Source organism: Mycobacterium sp. E1386 (assembly GCF_001672745.1).
Classification (GTDB): domain Bacteria; phylum Actinomycetota; class Actinomycetes; order Mycobacteriales; family Mycobacteriaceae; genus Mycobacterium.
On sequence record NZ_LZKH01000095.1, the window covers coordinates 1 to 26,125 of the forward strand.

A 26,125-nucleotide genomic window follows, 5' to 3' on the forward strand; every position below is an offset into this window, starting at 1 on the left:
CAGCGTCGACCGATCCAGCCTCGGGCACGGTCAGGGACCACTCGTCGTCCACGCGCAGCCGCAGCATGGCGTGCCGGTCCAGCAGGGCCTGCAGCACGGCGACCACGTCGGAGGCGGTGACCCCGGCGGGGGCCTCGACCACCATCGTCTGGTTGAACTGGTCGACCGGACCGTTTACACCCTGCAGCCACCGGATGATCGGCGTCGCCGATAGTTCGCCGATGCCCTCGTCGGCGACGCCGGTGTCGCCGTCGGTCACGCCGACGACGCGGGCCAGCCGGGCCACGGTCTGCTCGACGAAGATGTCGCGCGTCCGGCACGCCAGGCCGGCGGCCCGCGCCCGCGTCACCACCTGCATCGACGAAATGCTGTCGCCGCCCAGGTCGAAGAAGGAGTCGTCGACGCCGACCCGCTCGACGCCGAGCACCTGGGCGTAGATGCCGGCCAGGGTCTCCTCGACGGGACTGCTCGGGGCCCGGTAGCGATCGGCCTCGCGGTATTCGGGTGCCGGCAGGGCGCGAGCGTCGAGCTTGCCGTTCGGTGTCAGCGGCAGGGCGTCGAGGCGCACCACGGCGACCGGAACCATGTACGCGGGGAGCCGGTCGGCCAGCCGGGCGCGCAGCTCGGCGGGGTCCGCCGAACCGGTGACGTAGCCGATCAGGCGCTTATCTCCTGGCCGGTCCTCGCGGGCGATGACGGCGGCTTGCCGCACCCCGCGAAGGTCGGCCAGCGCCGCCTGGATCTCGCCGAGTTCGATGCGGTAGCCGCGGATCTTGACCTGTTCGTCGGCACGGCCCAGATACTGCAGCTGCCCATCGGCGCCCCAGCAGACCAGGTCGCCGGTGCGGTACATGCGGGCCCCTGGCCCGCCGAACGGACAGGCCACAAACCGCGACGCGGTCAGCGCCGCCCGGCGCCAGTACCCGCGGGCCAGCCCGCCGCCGGCCACGTACAGCTCGCCGACCACGCCGGGCGGTACCGGTCGCAGGGATTCGTCGAGAACGAACAACGCCGCGCCGGCCACCGGGGAGCCGATCGGGACGACGGCGGAGCCGGGGGCAAGCGGCGCGCTGATCGCCGCGTACACCGTGGTTTCGGTCGGCCCGTAGGCGTTGATCATCACGCGCCCGGACGCCCACCGGTCCACCAGCTCGGTCGGGCAGGCCTCGCCGGCCACCACCAGTGCGGCCGACTCCAGCCCCCGCGGGTCGAGCATCGCTGCGGCGGAAGGAGTTTGGCTCAGGACACTGACCCGCTCGGCGACCAGAAACTCGTGCAGGTCCTCCGGGGACCGCACCACCGCGTCGGGGACCACCACCAGTCGCCCGCCGCGCAGCAGCGCGCCGAAGATCTCCCACACCGACACGTCGAAGCCGTAGGAATGCCACTGCGACCACACGCCGGCGTCCGGCAGGCTGGCGTCCACCGACGCCATCAGCTGGGTCACGTTGCGGTGGCTGACCGCCACGCCCTTGGGCACACCCGTGGTTCCCGACGTGTAAATGAGGTAGGCGACGTCCTCCGGGCTCGGCGCCGGCAACGCGGTGCGGGGCTGAGCGTCGACGGCGGGATCGTCCACATCGATGACCGCCACGTCGTGCCCGTCCAGCCGGTCGGCCAGCGCGGCGGTGGTGACCACCGCGACCGGCGCGGCGTCGGCGAGCATGAAGCCGATCCGGGCGGCCGGATGTGCGGGGTCGATGGGCAGGTAGGCCGCCCCGGTCTTGAGCACCGCGAGGATCGACACGATCGCCTCGGCCGAGCGGTCGAACAGCAGCGCCACGCACTGTCCCGCGGCAGCGCCGCGGCCGGCCAGCAGGTGGCCCAACCTGTTGGACGCCTCGTCGAGCTCGCGATACGTCCAGGACCGGGTACCGCTGCTGAGCGCCGTCGCATCCGGCGTGCGGTCCGCCTGGGCGGCAAAGGATTCCGGAATCGACGTCGATGCGTCCGCCGGCGCGGCCAGCACCGCGCGGTTGCCGATCTGGTCCAGCCGGGCCCGTTCGTCCGCCTCGAGCAGGTCGACCGACGACACGGAGCGGGCGGGATCGGTGGTCATCGTCGCCAGCACCCGCTGCAGGCGCCCGACGAGTATCTCGATGCTGTCCGCGTCGAACACGTCGGTGCGGAATTCGACCCGCCCGCCAATCCCGGCGGGCTCGTCCGTCTCGGTCCAGCGCTCGGTCATCGAGAAGGTCAGGTCCATGCGGGCGACCTGGGTGTCCAGCGGTATCGGGGTGACCCGAACGTCGCCCAGGGCGAGCCCGGTCGCGGGGTCGTTGTCCTGCCCACCGAAGTTCTGCCAAGCCAGCATCACCTGAATCAGCGGGTGATGCGTGAGGCTTCGGGTCGGGTTGACCCGCTCCACCAGCACCTCGAAGGGCACGTCCTGATGCTCGAAGGCCTCCAGGCTGCGCGTGCGCACTCGGTTCAACAGCTCGGTGAAGGTGGGGTTGCCCGACACGTCGACGCGCAGCACCAAGGTGTTGACGAAGAATCCGACCAAGTCGTCGAGCGCGGGGTCGCGCCGCCCGGCGATCGGAAAGCCCACCGCCACATCGCTACTCGCGCTCAGCTTGGCCAGCAGCACCGCCAGGGCGGCCTGCACCACCATGAAGCTGGTCGCATTGTGTTCGCGGGCCACCGCCGAAACCTGCTGCTGCAAGTCGGCGGGCCAGTCGATCGCCACCGTGGCCCCGCGCTGGTCGGCCACCTGCGGGTAGGGGCGGTCGGTGGGCAACTGCAACCGCTCCGGCATGCCGGCCAGGGCCTCTTCCCAGTAGGCCAGCTGGGCGGCGATGCGGCTTTCGCTGTCCTTCAGATCGCCGAACTGGGCGCGCTGCCACAACGTGTAATCCACGTACTGGACCGGCAATTCGGCCCACTCGGGGGCCTGCCCCGCGCACCGGCTGGCGTAGGCGACGCCGAGGTCGGCGGCCAGCGGCCGCAGCGACCAGCCGTCGGCGGCGATGTGGTGCACCACGGCCACCAGCACGTGTTCGTCGTTGGCGACGCGGAACAGCCAGGCGCGCAACGGAATATCGGTCGCCAGGTCGAAGGTGCCGCGTGCCGCGGCCTTGACGGCCTCGTCCAGCCGGCTCGCCGACCAGCCGCTGGCGTCGACGACCTGCCAGCCGAAATCGGCTCGCTCCGCGGGAATGACCACCTGCTGGGGCGTTCCCTCGGGCGCCGCGAACACGGTCCGCAGGCTCTCGTGACGGGCCACCACGTCGGCCAGCGCCGCACCGAGCGCGTCGGCGTCGAGCCGACCACGCAGGCGCATGGCCGCCGCCATGTTGTAAACCGGTGACGGGCCTTGCAATTGGTCCAGGAACCACAGCCGGCTCTGGGCGAACGACAGCGGGACCACCGCCGGCCGGGGGCCGGCCACCAACGGCTCGAGGCCGCCAGCGCTTTCGCCGATCCGGGGTGCCAGCTGGGCGATGGTGGGCGCCTCGAACACGGCGCGCACCGACAGGTACTCGTCCAGGTCGGTGTTGACCGCGGCGATCAGGCGCATCGCCAGAATGCTGTCGCCGCCCAGGTCGAAGAACGACTGGTCGATTCCGACGCGATCGACCCCGAGCACCTGGGCGTAGATGCCAGCCAGGATCTCCTCGGTGGGATTGGTGGGGGCGCGATAGCCCGAGGCGGTGTATTCCGGTGTGGGGAGGGCGCGGGTGTCGAGTTTGCCGTTGACCGTCACGGGTAGCGCCTCGAGCACCACGATCCCGGCCGGGACCATGTAGCCCGGCAGCCGCTCGGCCAGGGCGGCGCGCATCGCGGCCGGCTCGGCGGCTCCGGTGATGTAGCCGACTAGTCGCTTATCGCCGGGGCGGTCCTCGCGGACGACGACCACCGCTTCGTCGACGCCGTCCAAAGCTGCGAGGGCCGAGCGGATCTCGCCGATCTCGATGCGGTAACCGCGAATCTTGACTTGCTCGTCGGTGCGTCCGACGTACTGCAGTTGGCCGTCGGCGCCCCAGCGCACCAGGTCCCCGCTGCGATACATCCGTTGTCCGGGCTCGCCGAACGGGCAGGCCACGAACCGCGACGCGGTCAAGTCGGGCCGGCGCACGTATCCCAGGCCCACCCCGCGCCCGGCGACATACAACTCCCCGATCACCCCGACCGGCACGGGCCGCAACCAGCCGTCCAGCACGAACAGTCCTGTCCCTGGCACCGCCGAACCAATCGGCGGCGCACCGGATTTCGCGGTCAGCGGGGTGCTCATGGACGCGAAGATCGTGCTCTCGGTCGGGCCGTAGACGTTCATCATCGCCCGCCCTGGTGCCCAGCGGTCAACCAGCTCCGGGGGTACGGGCTCCGCGCCGATCACCAGCGCCGCGGAGTCCAGGCCTTCCGGTGACAGCATGCGAACGGCCGCCGGGGTCTGACTCAACACCGTCACCTTCTCGGCCACCACCAACGCATGAAAATCCTTCGGCGAGCGCGCCACGGCCTCCGGGACCACCACCAGTCGCCCGCCGTGCAGCAGCGCCCCCCAGATCTCCCACACCGAGAAATCAAAGGCATACGAATGGAACTGCGTCCACACCTGCCCTGGCCCCAACACCACCCCCACCGCCGGGGCGTCGAACAACCGGGTCACATTGGCGTGGCTGACCGCCACCCCCTTGGGCACACCGGTGGTCCCCGAGGTGTAGATGATGTGCGCGACATCCTCAGGATCCGGGCCCGGGGGCGCCGTGGCGGGCTGCGACTGCAGTGCGGGGCTGTGCACGTCGATGACCGGCAACACATGCCCGGCCAACTTCTCGGCCAGCGCCACGCTGGTCACCGCGGCAACCGGCGCGGCGTCGGTCAACATGAACTCGACCCGCGCCTCGGGCAACCCCGGATCGATCGGCAGATACGCCGCCCCCGACTTCAGCACCCCCAGGATCGCCACGATCGCCTCGGCCGAGCGGTCCAACAACACCGCCACCGACTCCCCCGGACCCGCACCCCGGGCAATCAGCGCATGCGCCAACCGATTCGACGCCTCATCCAACTCCCGATACGACAACGAACGACCCGCACACCGCACCGCCACCGCCCCCGGCACACGCACCACCTGCGCCGCAAACAACCCCGGAATCGACGCTGGCAACCACGGCTGGGACAGCACCGCGCGGTTGCCGAACTCGTCGAGTCTGCGGTGTTCGCCGGCGTCCAGCGCGTCCGTCGCCGACAGCCGCCGCCCGGGGTCGGTGGTCATGGCCAACAGCACCCGGCGCAGCCGCTCGATCAGCGTCGCGATGGCGTCGGTGTCGAAAACGTCGGTGTCGTATTCGACGCGCAGCCGCAGTTCGTGTCCCGGCTGGGCCTGGATCGTCAGCGGGTAGTGGGTGGATTCCCGGCTGGCGATGTCGGTGATGGACAGCTCTTGTTCGCCCGACAGCGCCGCGGCGTCGATCGGATAGTTCTCGAAGGCGAACAGGGTGTCGAACAGCTTGTCCTGACCGGTGATGCGGTGAATTTCGTTGAGCGCCAAGTGCTGGTGGTCGAGCGTGTGGTTGTAGGCGGCCTGCAGCTGCTCGAGCAGGTCGGCGGCGGTGGTCGTCGGGGTGATGTTCGCCCGTACCGGCACCGTGTTGATCAACAGGCCGACCATCGAGTCCGCACCGGGGACCTCGGCCGGCCTGCCCGAGACGGTGGTGCCGAACGCGACGTCGTGCTGACCGGTCAGCCAGCACAGCAGCTGGGCGTAGGCCGCCTGCAGCACCGTGTTGACGGTGGTGTGGCACGAGCGGGCCAGCTCGCCGATGGCCCGGGTGAGCTCGGCCGGCAGCCCGAACGTCTGAACGCCTTGCTCCCCCGGCTGCAGCTGGTCCTGGCGACCGACCAAAGCCGGGGTGTCGAAGCCGGCGAACACCTCGCCCCAGGCGGCGCGGGCGGCGTCGCGGTCGCGCGCGGCCAGCCAGCTGACGAAGCCGCGGTAGGGCGCCGCCGCGGGCAGCCGCTGGCCGTAGTAGCCGGCGAAGATGTCGCCGAGCAGGATCGGCATCGACCAGCCGTCGAGGACGATGTGGTGGTTGGTCAGCACCAGCCGGTGCCGGTCGACCGCGGTGCGGACCAAGGCCACCCGGAAGGGCGGCTGGCCGGCCAGGTCGCACACGGCGGCGCGCTCGTCGGCGCAGAGCCGCGCAACGCGCTCCTCGACGTCGGGGGCGCCATCGAGCTCCCGGTACTGCCAGGCCGCCGCCGGATCGGCGGAGATGACCTGCACCGGCTCATCGAACTGGTCGAAGAATCGGGCCACCAGGTTCGGATGCCGCTCGACCATCGCGTGCACGGCCTCGCGCAGGCGGTCGGGGTCGAGCGGGCCGCTGACCGTGATGTCGAGCTGCCCCGCGTAGAGGTCACCGGAATCCTGGCCGGCCCCCCGCACGGTGTTGGCGTGGAAGAGCAGCCCCTGCTGCACGGGGGTCAGCGGTAGCACGTCGGCGATGTGGCATTGCCGCTGCAGCTGGTCGATCTGCTTCTGGCTGAGGCGAGCGGGCGCGATGTCCGACGGCGTCAAACCGCCGCCGCCGGAATGCACGTGGGCGCAGATCCCGGCGAGGGCCTCGAACCACAGCCGGCTCAGCCGCGCGACTCGGTCCTCGTCGAGCGTCGACGGCGCCCACGTCCAATTGGCGTGCAGCCGCGGGCCCGTCTCGGAGTCGACGGTGGCCGCGTTCAACTCCAGCGTGTGCATCAGCGGCATGGGTATCGCCGCGGCGGCCGCGGTGACCGAGCCCTGCACTGGTCGCCACATCTCCTCGGAGAGTTCAGCCGATCCGCCTTGGCGCCCAAGATAATTGAACCCGATCGTCGGGTCGGGACTGGCAAGGTCGGCGTCGGCGTTCAGGTAGCGCAGCAGCCCGTAGGTCAGCGAATCCGGGAGGGCGCGCAGTTGCTCCTTGGCGTCCTTGAGCACCGCACCCAACGTCTGGTCTCCGGAAACCACCTGCGCCCAACGCAATTCACCCATGGCCAGAGACACCGGATACTTCGCGGTGAACCACCCCACGGTGTGGGACAGGTCGACGTCGCGGCCCAGGTCCTCGTTCCGGCCGTGGCCCTCCACGTCGATGCCGATCGGCGCCACGCCGGTGCCCAGGAATTCCGCCACCGCCACGGCGAACGAGATCAGCAGGATGTCTTGGATGCCGGCGCGGAACGCCGCCGGCACCTCGCCGAGCAACATGCCGGTGGTCTCGGCGTCCAGTTCCACCGAGAGGTGCCCGGCGGTGGCGAAGGTGTCCACCTCGGGCCGCACCGCGGGCAGCGCCGCGGGGGTGGCCGCCACCTGCTTCCAGGTGTCCAGCTGATCCACCACGTCCGGGTGGTGCGCGCGCTCGGCCAGCTGCGACGCCCACCGGGCGAACGACGTGCCCGCCGTCGGTAACGCCACCGGCTGGCCCAGGCGGTGCAGCGCCCAGGCAATGTTCAAGTCCTCCAACAGGATTCGCCAGGACACCCCGTCGACGGCCAAGTGGTGGATGATCACCACCAGCTGGCCGGTGGAGCTGGCCCACAGCGCGCTCAGCATCGTCCCGGCCGCCGGGTTCAACCGCGACCGCGCCTCGGCCAGCGCCGCGTCGGACAACTCGGCCACGGTGTGCACGCAGTCGCGGGCGTCCACCGAACCGGGCTCCGGCACCGTCAGCGACCAACCGTCGGAGCCAGTGTCCAGGCGCAGGCGCAGCATGCCGTGCCGGTCGAGCAGTGCCTGCAGCACCACCAGCACGTCCGCCTCGCCGACCCCGGCGGGGGCCTGCACCAGCATCGTCTGGTTGAACTGGTCGACCTGCCCGCCAGCCCGTTCCAGGCCCTGCAGCCAATGCATGATCGGCGTGACGGTCACCGGGCCCACACCCTCGTCGGCCACGTCGGCACCGGCGTCGGCGACCTCGGCCACCCGGGCCAGCCGGGCCACGGTCTGCTCGACGAAGATGTCGCGCGTCCGGCAGATCAGCCCGGCGGCGCGCGCCCGCGTCACCACCTGCATCGACGAGATGCTGTCGCCGCCGAGGTCGAAGAAGGAGTCGTCGACGCCGACGCGGTCGAGCCCCAGCACCTGGGCGTAGATGCCGGCGAGTATCTCCTCGACGGCGTTGTCCGGGGCGCGGTATTGGTCGACGTCGGAGTACTCCGGTGCGGGCAGCGCGCGGGTGTCGAGCTTGCCGTTGGGCGTGAGCGGCAGCGCGTCGAGCACCACCACTGCGGCGGGGATCATGTACGCCGGCAGCCGTTCGGCCAGCGCGGCGCGCACCCCGGCCGGATCGGCCGTCCCCGTGACGTAAGCGACCAGGCGCTTGTCACCGGGTCGGTCCTCCCGGGCGATGACGACCGCCTGCTCCACCCCGTCCAGCCACGCCAGTGCCGCTCGCACCTCGCCGAGCTCGATGCGATAACCGCGGATCTTGACCTGCTCGTCGACGCGGCCGAGGTAGTCGAGCTGCCCATCGGCGCGCCAGCGCACCAGGTCCCCGGTGCGGTACATGCGGGTGCCGGCCCCGCCGAACGGGCACGCCACGAACCGCGCCGCGGTCAGACCCGACCGCCGCCAATATCCGGACGCCACACCGGAACCGGCCACGTACAACTCGCCGATCACGCCGACGGGCACCGGGCGCAGCCGCCCGTCGAGGACGAACAACGCGCCGCCGGGCACCGGCGACCCGATCGGCACCACACCTGACTCGGCGGACGCCACCGTCAGGGGCTCGCTGACGGCCGCGTACACCGTGGCCTCGGTCGGGCCGTAGGCGTTGATCATCGCGCGGCCCGGCCCCCACCGGTCGACCAGCTCGGCCGGGCATGCCTCGCCGGCCACCACCAGGGTGGCCGATTCCAGGCCGTCGGGCGCCAACATCGCGGCGGCCGAGGGGGTTTGGCTCAGCACGGTGACTTGCTCGGCCACCAGCAGTGCGTGCAGGTCTTCCGGCGAGCGCGCCACCGACTCGGGCACCACCACCAGCCGGCCGCCGTGCAGGAGCGCGCCGAAGATCTCGTGGACCGAGACGTCGAAGGCCAGTGAATGCCACTGCGACCACACCCCGGCGCGCGGCAGGCCGGCGTCCATGCGCGCCAGCAATTGGGTCGCGTTCCGGTGGGTGACCGCCACACCCTTGGGGACGCCGGTGGTGCCGGACGTGTAGATGAGGTAGGCGAGGTCCTCGGGGCCCGGCGCCGCCGGTGTCGCGCCGGGTTGGGCGGCGAGGTCCGGGTCGTCGATGTCGATGACCGGCACGTCGTGACCGATGAGCCGGTCAGCCAGGTCGGCGGTGGTGATGACGGCCATCGGTGCGGCGTCGGAGAGCACGAATCCGATGCGGGACTCGGGCAGCGCCGGGTCGATCGGCAGATAGGCCGCCCCGGACTTGAGCACCGCCAGGATCGCGACGATCGCCTCCGCCGAACGCGAAAACAGCAGGGCGACAGACTGTCCCGGTGCGGCCCCGCGGCCGGCCAACACGTGCGCCAACCGGTTCGCGGCCTCGTCCAGCTCGCGATAGGTCATCGATCGGCCGGTGCACACCAGCGCCACGGCCTCCGGTGTGCGGGCCACCTGCGCGGCGAACAGCGCCGGAATGGAGACCGGCGCGGCCGGCGGCGCGGCCAGCACCGCCCGGTTTCCGATCTCGTCGAGGCGAGCATGTTCGGCCTCGTCGAGCAGATCCACCGACGACAACGCCTGGGTGGGGTCGACGGTCATGGCGGTCAACACCCGCTGCAACCGCCCGACGAGCGCCTGGATGCTGTCCGCGTCGTACACGTCGGTGCGGAATTCCACCGTTCCGCCGATCCCGGCGGGCTCGCCGGCCTCGGTCCAGCGCTCGGCCAGCGAGAAGGTCAGGTCCATGCGGGCGGTCTGGGTGTCCACCGGCATCGGCGTGATCTCGACGTCGCCCAGGGCCAGCCCGCCGACCGGGCCACCGCCTTGCCCGGCGAAGTTCTGCCAGGCCAGCATGACCTGGACCAGGGGGTGGTGGGTCAGGCTTCGGGTCGGGTTGAGCCTTTCGACCAGCACCTCGAAGGGCACGTCTTGGTGTTCGTAGGCGGCCAGGCTGCGTTGCCGCACCTGGGACAGCAGGTCGGTGAAGGTGGGGTCGCCGGCCACCTCGACTCGTAGCACCAGGGTGTTGACGAAGAACCCGACCAGGTCGTCGAGCGCGGGGTCGCGCCGTCCGGCGATCGGGAAGCCCACCGCCACATCGGGACTGGCGCTGAGCTTGGAGAGCAGCACCGCCAGGGCGGCCTGGACCACCATGAAGCTCGTCGCGTTGTGCTTGCGGGCCACCTCGCCGACGCGTTGCTGAAGCTCGGTGGGCCAATCGATTTCGACGGTGGCGCCGCGCTGATCGGCCACCAGCGGGTAGGGCCGATCGGTGGGCAGCGGCACCCGGTCGGGCATCCCGGCCAGGGCCTCTTCCCAGTAGGCCAGCTGGGCTGCGATGGGACTTTCGTCGTCGTCGAGGTCACCCAACTGGGCGCGCTGCCAGAGCGTGTAATCGATGTATTGCACCGCCAGCGGCGTCCAGCCCGGGGCATCCCCGGCACACCGGCTGGCATAGGCCATGCCCAGATCGCGCACCAGCGGGGTGATCGACATCCCGTCGGCGGCGATGTGGTGGACCACGGCCACCAAGATGTGCTCGTGCTCGGAGACGCGGAAAAGCTCTGCGCGCAAGGGGATTTCGGCTGCCAGGTCGAAGGTGTAGCGAGCGGTTTCGCCGATGGCCTCGTCGAGCTGGCCGTCGGACCAGCCGCTGGCGTCGACGATCTCCCAGCCGAAGTCGGCCCGTTCGACGGGGGTCACGAGCTGCTGGGGCATTCCCTCGGGCGCGGCGATCAGGGTGCGCAGGCTCTCGTGGCGGGCCACCACGTCGCCCAGCGCCGCCCCCAGTGCCGCGGCGTCCAGCGGCCCGCTCAGCCGCAGCGCCGCCGCCATGTTGTAAACCGGTGACGGGCCTTGCAATTGGTCGAGGAACCACAAGCGGTTCTGCGCGAAGGACAACGGCACCACGGCGGGCCGCTCGGCGGCCACCAAGGGCTCGAGCCCGCTCGTGCCCTCACCGATTCGCCGTGCCAGCTGGGCGACAGTGGGCGCCTCGAACACGACTCGCACCGGGAGGCCGACGTTCAGCTGGCTGTTGATCGCGGAAATCAGGCCCATCGCCGAGATGCTGTCGCCGCCGAGTTCGAAGAAGGAGTCGTCGATGCCGACGCGGTCGACGCCGAGGGTCTCGGCGTAGATGGTGGCCAGGATTTCTTCGGTCGGGTCAGTCGGGGCGCGGTGGGCACCGGCGTGGTATTCCGGTGCCGGTAGCGCGCGGGTGTCCAGCTTGCCGTTGGCGGTCAACGGCAATGCGTCCAGGCCCACGATGGCCGCGGGCACCATGAACGCCGGCAACCGCTGCCCGAGCGCGGTCTTGAGCCGCGCCGGATCGGCGGTCCCGGTGACGTAACCGACCAGGCGCTTATCCCCGGGGCGGTCCTCACGGGCGATTACCACCGCCTGCCCCACCCCATCCAAAGCGCTTAATGCGGCTTGGATTTCACCCAGCTCGATGCGGTAACCGCGGATCTTGACCTGCTCATCGGCTCGGCCCAAGTACCGCAGCTGCCCGTCGCTGTTCCAGCGCACCAAATCGCCGGTGCGATACATCCGCATTCCGGCCGCGCCGAACGGGCAGGCCACAAACCGGGACGCGGTCAGCCCGGGCCGACCGAGATATCCCGCCGCCACCCCCGATCCGGCCACATACAGCTCCCCGACCACACCCGCTGGCACCGGCCGCAACGACTGGTCAAGCACGAACAGCGCCGCCCCGGGCACCGGGGACCCGATGGGGGGCACTCCCGACCCGGCCTCGAGCGGGGCGCTGATCGCCACGCACATCGTGGTCTCGGTCGGCCCGTAGGCGTTGACCATCACCCGCCCCGGCGCCCAGCGGTCCACCACCTCGGGCGGGCAGGCCTCACCGGCCATCACCAACGCCACCTCGTCCAAACCGGCCGGATCCAGCATCGCCACCGCCGACGGCGTCTGCGTCAAGACGGTCACACCCTCGGCGACCAACACCGCGTGCAAGTCCTGCGGTGAACGCGCTACCGACTCGGGCACCACGACCAGCCGCCCGCCGCGCAGCAGCGGGGCGAAGATCTCCCACACCGACACGTCGAACGCCAGCGAATGCGCATGCGACCACACCCCCGGCGCCGGCAGGCCGGCATCCAGCGAGCCGAGCAACTGGGCGACGTTACGATGCGTCACCGCAACACCTTTGGGCACACCCGTGGTCCCCGAGGTGTAGATCACGTAGGCCACGCCGTCCCGTCCCGGCAGCGGCAGGCCCGTTGCGGGCATGGTGTCCAGGAGCGGATCGTTGACATCGATGACGGGAACGCCGTGGCCCTCGAACCGCCCGGCCAGATCAGCGGTGCTCATCGCGACGACCGGCGTGGAGTCACCGAGCATGAATTCGATCCGGGTATCCGGCGAAGAAGGGTCGATCGGCAGGTAGGCCGCCCCGCTCTTGAGCACCGCCAGCATCGCCGCGACCGCCCCGGCCGAACGCGAAAACAGCAGCGCCACAATCTGGCCCGGACCCGCACCGTGTGCCACCAACAGGTGCGCCAACCGGTTCGACGCCTCGTCCAGCTCGCGGTAGGTCACCGAGACGCCCTCGCACACCAGCGCCACCGCGTCCGGCCCGCCGGACACCTGCGCGGCGAACAACTCCGGCACCGACGCCGGCGCACAGACCGGGTCCGTCAAAGCCGCCGTATTTCCAAACACTTCCAACCGGGCGCGCTCGGCCTCGTCAAGCACATCCACCGACGACAACCGTCGGGCGGGCGCGGCGGTCATGGCGGCCAACACCCCCCGAAGCCGCGCGATCAGCGCCTCGATGGTCTCGGCGTCGAACACGTCGGTGCGGAATTCGACGCGCCCAGCGATTCCGGCGCCCTCGCCGCTCTCGTTCCAGCGTTCGGCCAGGGAGAACACCAAATCCATTCGGGCCGAATCGGTGTCGACGGGCACGGAGGTGACCTCGAGGTCACCCAGCGCCAGCCCGGCGGCCGGATCGTCGTGCCCGGCGAAGTTCTGCCAGGCCAACATCACCTGCACCAGCGGGTGATGGGTCAGGCTCCGGGTCGGGTTGAGCCGCTCCACCAGTAGCTCGAACGGCACGTCCTGGTGCTCGAAGGCCTCCAGGCTGCGCGCCTGAACCCGTGCCAACAGTTCGGTGAAGCTGGGGTCGCCGGCCAGATCGACGCGCAGCACCAACGTGTTGACGAAGAAGCCGACGAGCTGGTCGAGCGCGCGGTCGCGACGCCCGGCGATCGGAAAGCCGACCGAAACATCCGAACTGGCGGTGATTTTCGAGAGCAACACCGCCAGTGCGGCCTGCACCACCATGAAGGTGGTCGCGTTGTGTTCGCGGGCCACCCGGCGGACCTGGTGTTGCAGCTCCGCCGGCCAGTCCACGACCACGCTCGAGCCGCGCTGATCGGCGACGGGCGGGTAGGGCCGGTCGGTCGGCAGCTCCAGCCGCTCCGGCATGCCGGCCAAGGCGTCCTGCCAGTAGGACAGCTGGGCCGCGATGGCGCTGTCGCTGTCGTCGAGCTCACCGAATTGCGCGCGTTGCCACAACGTGTAATCAACGTACTGCACCGGCAGGTCGGCCCAGGCGGGCGCCCGCCCTGAGGCGCGGCTGGTGTACGCCACACTGAGATCCGTGGCGAGCGGCGTGAGCGACAAGCCGTCCGCGGCGATGTGGTGCACCACGATCACCAACAGGTGTTCGCGCTCGTCGAGCGCGAAAAGCTTGGCGCGCAGCGGGGTTTCGGCGGCCAGGTCGAAGGTGTAGCGCGTCGTCGCTTCGATGGCCTCGTCCAGTTCACCGGCCGAGAAGCCGGTGGCATCGACGACGTCCCAGCCGAAATCGACCTGCTCGGCGGGAACCACCAGTTGCTGGGGTGTTCCCTTGTGGGCGGGGAAGAGCGTGCGCAGGCTCTCGTGGCGGTGCACCACATCGCCCAAGGCCGCAGACAGCGCGTCGGTGTCGAGTCGGCCGCCCAGCCGCAACGCGGCGGCCATGTTGTAGATGGGCGACGGCCCCTGCAGCTGCTGAATGAACCACAACCGGCTCTGGGCGAACGACAACGGGATCACCGCCGGGCGCTCGACGGCCACCAGCGGTTGCAGCCGGCCCGCGCCCTCGTCGATGCGGGGCGCCAACTGCGCGACCGTCGGCGCCTCGAACACGACGCGCACGGGTAGATCGGTATCCAGGGAGGAGTTGATCGCCGAGATGAGCCGCATCGTGGACAGTGAATCGCCGCCGAGATCGAAGAACGAATCGTCGACTCCGACGCGCTCGACCCCTAGCACGTCGGCGTAGATGCCGGCCAGAATCTCTTCGACCGCGGTGGTCGGCGCGCGGTAGCTGTCGGCGTCGCGGTAATCCGGTGCCGGTAGGGCGCGGGTGTCGAGCTTGCCGTTGACCGTCATGGGCAGCGCCGGCAGCACGACGACCGCCGCCGGGACCATGTAGGCGGGCAGTCGCTCGGCCAGCGCGGAACGGGCCTCGGCCACATCCACCGTTCCGGTGACGTAACCCACCAGGCGCTTATCGCCGGGGCGGTCCTCGCGGGCGACCACCACCGCCTGCTCCACGCCGCGCAAAGCGCTTAGCGCCGCCTGGATTTCGCCGAGTTCGATACGGTAGCCGCGGACCTTGACCTGCTCGTCGGCGCGGCCCAGGTAGCGCAGTTGCCCGTCTGGGCCCCAACACACCAGGTCGCCGGTGCGGTACATGCGGGTGCCGGGCGCGCCGAACGGGCAGGCCATGAAGCGCGACGCGGTCAAGGCGGCCCGGCGCCAGTATCCGACGCCGACGCCGTCGCCGGCCAGGTACAGCTCGCCGACCACGCCGGCCGGCACCGGCCGCAGCCACTCGTCCAGCACGAAGAAGGCGGCCCGCGTGACCGGAGAGCCGATCGGCGGGAATCCCGATCCCGCGTGCAGCGGCGTGCTCTTGCACGCCCACATCGTGGTTTCGGTTGGGCCGTAGACGTTTACCATCACCCGGCCCGGCGCCCAGCGATCCACCAGCTCGGGCGGGCACGGCTCGGCACCGATCACGAGCGCGGTCGCATCCAAGCCTTCGGTCGGAAGCATTCCGACCGCGGACGGGGTCTGGGTGAGCACGGTGACGCGCTCGCTGACCAGTAGGGCGTGGAATTCCTCCGGTGAGCGCGCCACCGACTCGGGTACCACCACCAGCCGCCCGCCGTGCAGCAGCGCGCCCCAGATCTCCCACACCGAGAAGTCGAAGGCGTAGGAGTGGAACTGCGTCCAGACCTGTTCCGGCGACAACTCGATGCCGATCTGCAGCGAGTCGAACAGCTGGGCGACGTTGTTCTGGGTTACCGCAACGCCTTTGGGCACGCCGGTGGTGCCGGACGTGTAGATGATGTGGGCGAGGTCGTCGGGGGCGGGCGCCGGCGGGGCCGTGGTCGGTTGGTCGGCGACGGTGGGGTCATGAACATCGATGACCGTGAGGTCGAACCCGTCCAGCCGGTCGGCCAGCGCCGCGGTGGTGAGCGCGGCGATCGGCGCGGCGTCGGTGAGCATGAACTCCATCCGGGCCGCCGGCAGCGCTGGGTCGATCGGCAGGTAGGCCGCCCCGGACTTGAGCGCTGCCAGTATCGCCACGATCGCCTCGGCCGAACGCGGAAACAGCAGCGCGACACGCTCACCCGGGCGGGCACCGTGGCGCCTCAGCAGGTGCGCCAACCGGTTGGCCGCCTCGTCCAGCTCCCGGTACGTCATGGACCGGCCCCCGCAGACCAGCGCCACCGCGGCGGGCGTGCGGGCCGCCTGCGCGGCGAACAACGCCGGAACCGACGTGGGCTTCACCGGCCGGGCCAGCACTCCCGTGTTGCCCCACTCCTGAAGCCGGGCGTGCTCGCCCGCATCGAGCAGGTCCACCGCCGATAACCGGCGCTCCGGCTCGGCGGTTACCGCCGTCAGCAGCCGCTGCAACCGCTCGATCAAACCCTCGACGGTCTTGCCCTCGAAGATGTCGGTGCGGTACTCCGCCGTCACGGCGATGCCCGCGCGCTCCCCGGACTCGGTCCAGCGTTCGGCCAGGGAGAACGTCAGATCCATGCGAGCGGTGTTGGTGTGCAACGGCATTGGCGTGACCTGCAGATCACCCAGGGCCAGCCCGCTCGCGGGGGCGGCGACCTCTCCGGGGAAGTTCTCCCAGCCCAGCAGCACCTGAATCAGCGGATGATGGGTCAGGCTCCTGGTGGGATTGAGCCGCTCCACCAGCAGTTCGAACGGCACGTCCTGGTGCTCGAAAGCGGCCAGGCTGCGCCGACGCACCTGAGCGAGCAGCTCCGCGAATGTCGGGTTTCCGGCCACGTCGACCCGCAGCACCAACGTGTTGACGAAGAACCCGATCAGCTCGTCGAGCGCGGGCTCCGATCGCCCGGCGATCGGGAAGCCCACCGCCACATCGTCGCCGGCGCCGATCTTGGCGAGCAGCGCCGCGAACGCGGCCTGAATCACCATGAAGCTGGTCGCGTTGTGCTCGCGCGCTACCCGGCGAACCTGGTGCTGCAGTTCCGCCGGCCAGTCCACCGCCAGGCGGGCGCCGCGGTGGTCGGCGACCTGCGGGTAGGGCCGATCGGTGGGCAGTTGCAGGCGTTCGGGCAGCCCGGCCAGGGCCTCCGCCCAGAAGTTCAGCTGGGCCGCGATGCGGCTGTCGCTATCGTCCACGTCTCCGAGATGCGCGCGCTGCCATAGCGTGTAGTCGACATACTGCACGGCCAGCGGCGCCCAGTCGGGAGCATGCCCCTCGCACCGACTGGCGTATGCCACCCCGAGGTCACGCGCGAATGGAGTGATCGACCAGCCGTCGGCGGCGATGTGATGTACCGCGACCACCAGCATGTGGGTGTCGTCGCTCACGGTGAAAAGCTCGGTGTGCAGGGGGCTTTCGTTCGCCAGGTCAAAGGTGTACCGGGCCGCCGCCGCCATGCGCTCACGCAGCCGGTCTTCCGGCCACCCGCGGGCATCGACGACGTCGCAGGCAAAGCCAATCCGCTCGGCGGGAACCACCACCTGCTGCGGGACGCCGTCGGTTGCGGCGAACACCGTGCGCAGGCTTTCGTGGCGGGCCACGACGTCGGCCAGGGCGGCACCAAGCGCGTCGGCGTCCAGATGACCGCGCAGCTTCAATGCGATGGTGACGTTGTAAATCGGCGAGGGACCCTGGAACTGGTCGATGAACCACAGCCGGCTCTGGGCGAACGACAGCGGAATCACCTCGGGGCGCTCCCCCGCCACCAGCGGCTCCGGCCGGTTGGCTTCATCGCCGATGAGGAGCACCAGCTCGGCGACCGTGGGCGCGTCGAAGACGGCCCGCACCCCGAGGTCCGCGTTCAGGCTGGTGTTGACCGCGGCGATCAGGCGCATCGCCGACAGCGAATCCCCACCCAGGTCGAAGAACGAATCGTCGACGCCGACGCGCTCCAGCCCGAGTACCTGGCCGTAGATTCCGACGAGGATCTCTTCGACGGCGGTGGCCGGCGCGCGGTAGCGATCCACATCCTGGTAATCCGGTGCGGGCAGGGCCTTTCGGTCGAGCTTGCCCGAGGCGGTCAGCGGGAACTCCTCAAGCGCCACGATGTGCGTCGGCACCATGTACTCGGGCAGCCACGCGTTCAGCCGCTCGCGGACCTCGCCGATCTTGGTGTTGGTGCGGGGGTCGTTGGCGTGGCTCGTGCGCTGCCGGGTCCCGGCCGCGGGTAGGTAGGTGTCGATCAGGGAACCGGGGGGCTGATCGGTGGCGTCGACGAAAACCGCGCTGAGCGTACCCGGTTGGGTTCCCCAGGTCACCGCGACGCGATAACCGGTGGAGTCACCGAGGCGATGCAGTTCTTCGGCGACGGCGGCGCCGGTGCCGGTGTCGGAGCCGGCTTCGGTGAGCGCGTCGGCCACGGATAGCCCGGCGGCAAGGGCGGTTTCGACGCGCACGTCGTCGATCACCCCGGCCTGGGGGATCTCGGTGATACGGACAACGGCGGGACGTAACGCCGCCAAGTCGCCGCGCAGCCCGTCCAGGCCCGCGCACTCCGCCCACGACCACGTGGGCGCGGTGGCCACCGAGCGCACGCGCGCGGGCGCTTTGTGAATAGCGACGTCGTAGCGGTACCGGTTCAGCTCGTTGTCGGAGAATCCGCGTTTGACTTGGATGTCGAGCCCGCCCGCCGATGGGCTGTTGACCGCCCAGGTGGTGAAAAACTCTGGAGCCAAGAGCAATTCGGTCTCACCGAGCATGGCGTGGCGAACGCGCTGCCGGATGTCGGAGGCGTCGGTGGCGTCGGCGCCGCTGCGCGCCAGCGCGATTCCGGTCTGGAACGCGGGCTGCAGGGTGTGGTTACGCACGTCACCGATGAACATCGCCCCGCCGGGGGCCAGCAGCTCCATCGCGTTGTCGATCACCTCGGCCAGATATCCCGCGTTGGGGAAATATTGGACGACCGAGTTGAGAATGATGGTGTCGAAGTGCGCCCGCGGCAGTCGGTCCGTGACGTGGGCGGGCTGGGTCAGCAGCTCGACGCGGTCGCGCCATCCGAACTGCGACTGCTCCAGTGAGCGGGCCAGGTTTTGGATCGCCACCGGCGAAAAGTCGGTGGCGACATACTGATCGCACTGCGGGGCGATCTGTGACAACAGCAATCCCGAGCCGACGCCGATCTCGAGCACGCGCCGCGGCCGCAAAGCCATGATTCGATCCACCGTGGCGCCACGCCACTCGATCATCTCCTCGAGCGGGATGGGGTCGCCGGTGTAGCTGCTGTTCCAACCGCGGAAGTCCATGCCGAAGTCCGACCCGGCATCGGGGCCGTACAACTCGTCGTACAGGTGTTGCCACTCCTCGACGTTTTCCGCGTCGTGGTCGGCGCTGGTGTTGTGATCGAGGGTGACGTAGGCGACGAGATGGGATCCGGTGCCGGAGTCGTGCACCGTGACGGCGGCCTGAGTCACGTGCGGGCAGGCCAGCAAGGTGTTTTCGATTTCGCCCAGCTCGATGCGCTGGCCCCGCAGTTTGATCTGGGCGTCGGCGCGACCGACGAAGTCCAAGACGCCGTCGCGGGTCCAGCGCACCAGGTCACCGGTGCGATACATGCGCTCGCCGGCACCGCCAAATGGGTTGGCTACGAATCGTTCCGCGGTCAGGTCGACCCGGCCCATGTAGCCGTGCGCCAGCGCCGGCCCGCTCACGTACAGCTCGCCCACGACGCCGATCGGCGCCGGGTTCAGCCAGCCGTCGAGCACCACGGCGCACACACCCGGGACGGGGGTGCCGATGCGGATCGGGCCCTCGGCCGACAGCGGCGCAGCGGTGACCCAGATGGTGGTTTCGGTCGGGCCGTAGACGTTGAACATGCGCCGGCCCGGCGCCCACGCGGCCGCCAGCTCCGCCGGAAAGGCCTCGCCGCCGATCATCAGCTTGTCAAACTCGTTCAGGCGGGCGGGATCCAGCGACGACAACACCGTCGGGGTCAGGAACGCCGCGTTGACGCGCTGACTCTGCAGCAGGGCGGTCAGTGGCTCGCCGGCGTACACCTGTGGCGGCGCCACCACCAGCGCCGCCCCGGACGCTGCCGCCAGCAACATCTCGCCGACCGACGCGTCGAAGGTCGGCGAGGCAACCATCAGCACCCGCGTGTCCGCATCCAGTCCGGACGACTCACGTTGCGCGGCGGCCCATCCCAGCAGCCCCGCGTGGCTCAGCACCACGCCTTTGGGGACGCCGGTCGACCCGGACGTGAAAATCACGTACGCGGTGTCGTGCGCGGTCAGCGGCGCCAATCGCTCGGCGTCGGTGATCGCCACGGCGGACTGCCCGGACAGATCAAGGCCGTCGACCCGCAGCACCGGCCGCGCGCCCGCCCCGGCCACTTCGTCCGTGTCGCAGGTCAATACGCAGGCCGCGTCCGCGGCGTCCAGCACGGCGGCGACCCGCTCGACCGGATGGTCCAGATCCACTGGTGCATGCACGCCGCCGGCCTTGACCGCCGCCCAGAAAGCGACCACCAATTCGACCCGGCGGTCCATCGCCACGCCCACCGCGCGCTCCGGGCCCACACCCGCGTCGATCAGCTTGCGCGCCAAGCGGGTTGACCACTCGTCGAGCTCGCCGTACGACAGCTGCCGGTCACCGTCGACCACCGCGACCGCGTTGGGGTCGGCCGCCACCGCCGCCGCCAACAACTCCGGCGCCACCCCCACCGGCGCGGCGACGCCCGCGCCGGACAACTGCGACAGCACCAGGTCGCGCTCACCGCCGTCGAGCAGCTCCACGGTGGACAGGCGGCGGACGGGATCGGAGGTCATCGCCACCAACACCCGCTGGAACCGTTCGACCAGCGCCTCGACGCTCGCGGCGTCGAACACGTCGGTGTCGAATTCGACGTGTAGACCGAGCTCGCGGCCCGGGAGGGCCTCCATCGTCAACGGGTAGTGGTTGTACTCGCGGTTGGTGAATTCGGCGATGGCCAGACCGTCGGGGCCCAGTTCCATGCCGTCGCCGATCGGATAGTTCTCGTAGACGAACAGGGTGTCGAAGAGCTGCTCGTGGCCGGTGAGGCGATGAATGTCGCTGAGCGCCAGGTGTTGATGCTCGAGCGTGTCGTTGTTGGTGTCCTGCAACTGCCGCAGCAGGTCCGCGGTGGTGGTCGTCGGGGTGATGTTGGCGCGCACGGGCACCGTGTTGATCAGCAGCCCCACCATCGATTCGGCGCCGGCCACCTCGAGCTGGCCCACGCGAGACCGGGGGGTGCCGAAGACGACGTCGTGCTGGCCGGTCAGCGACGTCAGCAGCAACGCCCACGCGCCCTGCAGGACGGTGCTGACGGTGGTCTGGCACGAGCGCGCGAGTTCGGTGAGGGCCTGGGTGGTTTCCTCGGCAACGCGGAAGGATTCCGATCCGCGGCGCCCTTGTCCCAATCGGTCCTTCGGGCCGACCAATGTGGGCGTTTCGAAGTCGGCGAGCACCTGGGCCCAGGCGGCGCGGGCGGCCTCGAGGTCCCGATCGGCCAGCCAGGTGACGAAGCTGCGGTAGGGCGCGGCCGCGGCGAGCGGCTCCCCGTAGTAGCTGGTGAAGACTTCGCGCAGCAGGATCGGCAGCGACCAGCCGTCGAGCACGATGTGGTGGTTGGTCAGCACCAGCCGGTGCCGGTCGATCCCGGTGCGCACCAACGCCACCCGGAAGGGCGGCTGGTCGGCCAGGTCGCAGACCGCGGCGCGCTCGTCGGCGCACAGCCGCTCGATCTGCTCCCCGGTATCGAGCTCGACGTAGCGCCAGGCCACCACCGGGTTGGCCGGAATGATCTGCACCGGCTCGTCGAAGCGCTCGTAGAACCGCGCCGCCAGGTGTGGATGCCGGTTGATCACCGTGCGCACCGCATCGTGCAGGCGTTCGGGGTCGAGGGGGCCGGTGAGCGTGAAATCCAGCTGCACCGCGTACATGTCGTCGCTGCCCTGCGCGGTGCTGGAATGGAACAGCAGACCCTGCTGCAGCGGGGTCAGCGGCAGAATGTCGGCGGGTTCGTACCGCCGGTGCAGCTCGTCGATCTGTGGCTGGCTCAGCCGCGCGGGCGCGATGTCCGACGGCGTCAGCCCGCCGCCACCGGCGCGCACGTGCGCGCAGACGCCGGACAAGGCGTCGAACCACAGTTGGCTCAGCCGGGAGATCTGCGCTTCGTCGAGGGCCGACGGCGCCCAGGCCCAGTTGGCGTGCAGCTGTGGTCCGGCATCGGTGTCGACGGTGCCGGCGTTGAGTTCTACGTTGTGCGCCAACGGCATTGGGACCGCCGCAGCGGCGGCGGTCAGGGACAGGCTCTCCGGGTGCAGCCGCCATAACTCGTCGGACAGCTCGGGCCCGCTGAACAGACGACCGAGGTAGTTGAACCCGATCGTCGGGTCACGACCGTCCAGCTCCACGTCACCGTTCAGGTAGCGCAGCACGCCGTACGTCAGCGGGTGCGGCACCGCGCGGAGCTGTTCCTTGACTTCTTTGATCACCGCCCCGAGCGCCGGGTCGCCGGCCAGCACCTCCGACCAGTCCAGCCCACCGGCCGTTAGTGACACCGGGTATTTGGTGGTGAACCAGCCGACCGTACGCGACAGGTCCACATCGGGCGCGAGTTCCTCGTGGCGGCCGTGGCCTTCGACGTCGATGACGATCGGGCCGGCGGCATCGCTCAAGAACTCCGACCATGCCAACGAGAACGCGATCAACAAAATGTCTTGCACGCCAGCGTGAAACGCCGCGGGCGCCGCACCGAGCAGCGTGCGGGTGGTATCGACATCCAGGGACGCCGACAGGTGACCGGCGGTGGCATAGGTGTCGGCGTCGGGCCGTACCGCCGGCAGCGAAGACGGTGTCGCCGCGATTCGCGCCCAGGCATCGGCCGTCTCGATGACTTCCGGGCGGTGCGCATGCTCGCCGAGTAGCGTTGCCCATCGGGCGAACGACGTGCCACCCGCAGGCAGCGCCACCGGTTGACCTCCTCGGTGCTGCGCCCAGGCGATGTTCAAGTCTTCCAACAGGATTCGCCAGGAAACCCCGTCGATGGCCAGATGGTGGATGATCAACGCCAGCTGGCGGGTGGGACCGACCCAGAGCGCGCTCAGCATGGCCCCGGTGGCGGGGTCGAGCCGCGACCGCGCCTGCACCAGTGCCTCATCGGACAACGCATCCACGGCTCGGAGGCAGCCTGCCGCGTTCACCGAGCCCGGCTCGGGCACCCACAACGACCGTCCGTCGCCCTCGACGCGCAGCCGCAGCATGGCGTGCCGGTCCAGCAGCGCCTGCAAGACGGGCAGCACGTCGGCCTCGGTCACTCCGGCGGGCGCCTGCAGCACCATCGTCTGGTTGAACTGATCAATGGGGCCGGTCACGTCCTGCAGCCACCGCATGATCGGGGTGGGAATGGCCGGGCCGAGGCCCTCGTCGACCGCGCCGGCCTCACCGTCGATTGCGCCGACAACGCCGGCCAGGCGGGCAACCGTCTGTTCGACGAAGACGTCCCTGGGCCGGCACGTCAAGCCGGCCGCCCGCGCTCGCGAAACCACCTGCAGCGCCAGGATGCTGTCGCCGCCGAGTTCGAAGAAGGAGTCGTCGGTGCCGACGCGGTCGACGCCGAGGACTTCGGCGTAGATGGTGGCCAGGATTTCTTCGGTTGGGTTTTGCGGGGCGCGGTATTCGCCGGTGGCGTATTCGGGTGCCGGTAACGCGCGGGTGTCCAGCTTGCCGTTAGCGGTCAACGGCAACGCCGCCAGACCCACGATCGCCGCGGGCACCATGAACGCCGGCAACCGCTCGCTCAGCTGGGCGCGCACCTGGGCCGGGTCGGCGGCGCCGGTGATGTAACCGACCAGCCGCTTATCCCTGGGGCGGTCCTCCCGGGCGATCACGACCGCCTGCCCCACCCCGTCCAGCGTGCTTAACGTGGCCTGGATCTCACCGAGTTCGATCCGATAGCCGCGGATCTTGACCTGCTCATCGGCACGGCCCAAATAGCGCAGCTGCCCATCAGCGCCCCAACACACCAAATCCCCGGTCCGATACATCCGGTCACCGGGCGCCCCGAAGGGGCACGCCACAAACCGCGAACCGGTCAACCCGGCCCGGCTCATATAGCCGACGGCCACCCCGGCCCCGGCCACATACAACTCCCCCACCACCCCGGGCGGCACCGGCCGCAACCAGCCGTCGAGCACGAACAACCCCGCCTCGGGCACCGGCGAACCAATCGGGGGCGCCCCGGAACCCGGCGTCAGGGGCGCGCTGATCGCCACGCACATCGTGGTCTCGGTCGGCCCGTAGGCGTTGACCAGCACCCGACCCGGCGCCCACCGGTCCACCACCTCGGGCGGGCAGGCCTCTCCGGCCAGCACCACCGCCACACCGTCCAAACCGGCCGGGTCCAGCATCGCCACCGCCGACGGCGTCTGGGTCAAAACACTCACCCGTTCAGCGACCAGCACCGCATGCAAATCCTCCGGTGAGCGCGCGGTGTCGTCATCGACCACCACCACCCGCCCACCGCGCAGCAACGGAGCAAAGATCTCCCACACCGACACGTCAAAAGCCAGCGAATGAGCATGCGACCACACCCCCGGCGCCGGGAGTCCCGCATCCAACGACCCGATCAACTGGGTCACGTTGCGATGCGTCACCCCAACACCTTTGGGCACACCCGTGGTCCCCGAGGTGTAGATCAGATACGCCAGACCATCGGCATCCGGCTCCGGCAGCGCGGTGTCCGGCAAACTGTCGATGCGCCGATCATCGACATCGATCACCGCAATATCGCGCCCATCGAGGCGGCCGGCCAACTCCGAAGTGGTGACCACCACCACGGGTGCCGCATCGCCAAGCAAAAACCCGATTCGCGAATCCGGCGACACCGGATCAATCGGCAAATACGCCGCCCCAGCCTTGAGCACCGCCAACATCGCCGCGACCGCCTCCGCCGACCGCGGCAACAACAACGCGACCGTGCATCCCGGCCCCACGCCCTGGCTCACCAGATGGTGCGCCAACCGGTTCGACGCCGCGTCCAGCTCCCGATACGACACCGACAAACCAGCACTCGAGACCGCCACCGCTTCCGGCACCCGGGCCACCTGCCCGGCGAACAGCGCCGGCACCGACACCGACGGTGAGGCCCGCCCGGCTAAAGCCGCTCGATTGCCAAACTCCCCCAACCGGACACACTCAACCTCGTCGAGCAGATCCACCGACGACAACGACCGCGAAGGATCGGCCGCCATCGCCACCAACAGCTCCTGCAACCGCCCGGCCAAATCCGAGACGTCGAAGTTCGAGAAGGGTTGTCCGACACCGACCGTGCTCAGGTATTGCTGGTCCCCGAACCCCAGGAAGAACAGTCCGAAGTGGCCGACCGGGCCGAACGTGGTGTACGTCGCGGTCGCGGGCACACCCGCGAGGCTGAGGGTCAACCTGGCGGGGACGAAGTTGACGACTACCCGATTGGATGCCTGCGGAGCACCGCGGAAGCCGCCGTCGTCGCCGAGCATGTGCACCGGGAACCGCTGGTGCCGCAACGCTTCTCGTGATCGGGTGTCGACCTGCTGAAGAAAGTCGGCGAATGTGGCCGTCGGCGGCGCATTCAGCACCAGCGGCACCACCCCGGCGAGCATTCCGGGATGCGTCTTCGACTCCGGATCCAGGCGGCGGCTGACCGGGAAGTCGAGCACCACTTCGTCGGAATTGTCGGTGCGAAGTCCGCGGACCAGGAGCGCGCAGGCGGCGGTGAGGACCGACGACCGCCGAATGCCCAGCGCTTTGGACAACTGTTTGATCGAGCCGACCACCGACGAGTCCAATTGGACTGGCGCCGAGGGCGCATAGGGATCGCGCTCGCTGGCGGCTTGGGTCAACCGATAATCGGATTCGTTTCCCGACGGGAGGTGCTCAGCCCAATAGGCCTGATCCGAAACGTAATCGGGGGATGCCGCGTACTCCAGCTCGTTGTCGACGAGATCCCGCAACGTGCCGAAGAAGGCGGGAGATATGGCCGCACCGGAGGCAAGGGCGGAATAAACAGCGGCGATTCGGCGGCCCAGGAGGGCGATGCCGAGCCCGTCGATGGCTATGTGGTGACAGCAGCTGAACCAGTAGTACTCATCGGGCGCCGTTTGGAACAGATAGAAGTTGATCATCGGACCGGTGAGCGGCATCGGTGTCCGTTGGATCGCCGACGCCCTCTCGCGGACCTCCCGCTCGGGATCGGACGAGTCGCTCACGTCGTAGAAGGCCAGCTCGACGTCTGGGTCGTCGATCGCCTTCTGGAAAACCTGGCCGTCCACCTCGAAGAAGCACGCCCGGATGCTTTCGGCCTCGCCGACCACGTGGCGCATGGCCTGCTCGAACAGAGCGCGGTCGACGGCACCCTCGATCCGCACGAGCACGCCGAGCTGCCACGCCACATCGAAGTGACCCGTTTGCTGCGCGAGCCAGATATCCAGCTGCGCCCGCGTCAGCGGTAGTGCCCGGTCACCGAATTCCAC

1 protein-coding gene is annotated in these 26,125 nt (G+C 69.8%); it reads right to left on the reverse strand.

The window, feature by feature from the left end:
• Nucleotides 1-26,125: non-ribosomal peptide synthetase (locus A5709_RS10725; RefSeq protein WP_082973838.1), on the reverse strand; the 26,125-nt coding region annotated here is incomplete at its 3' end.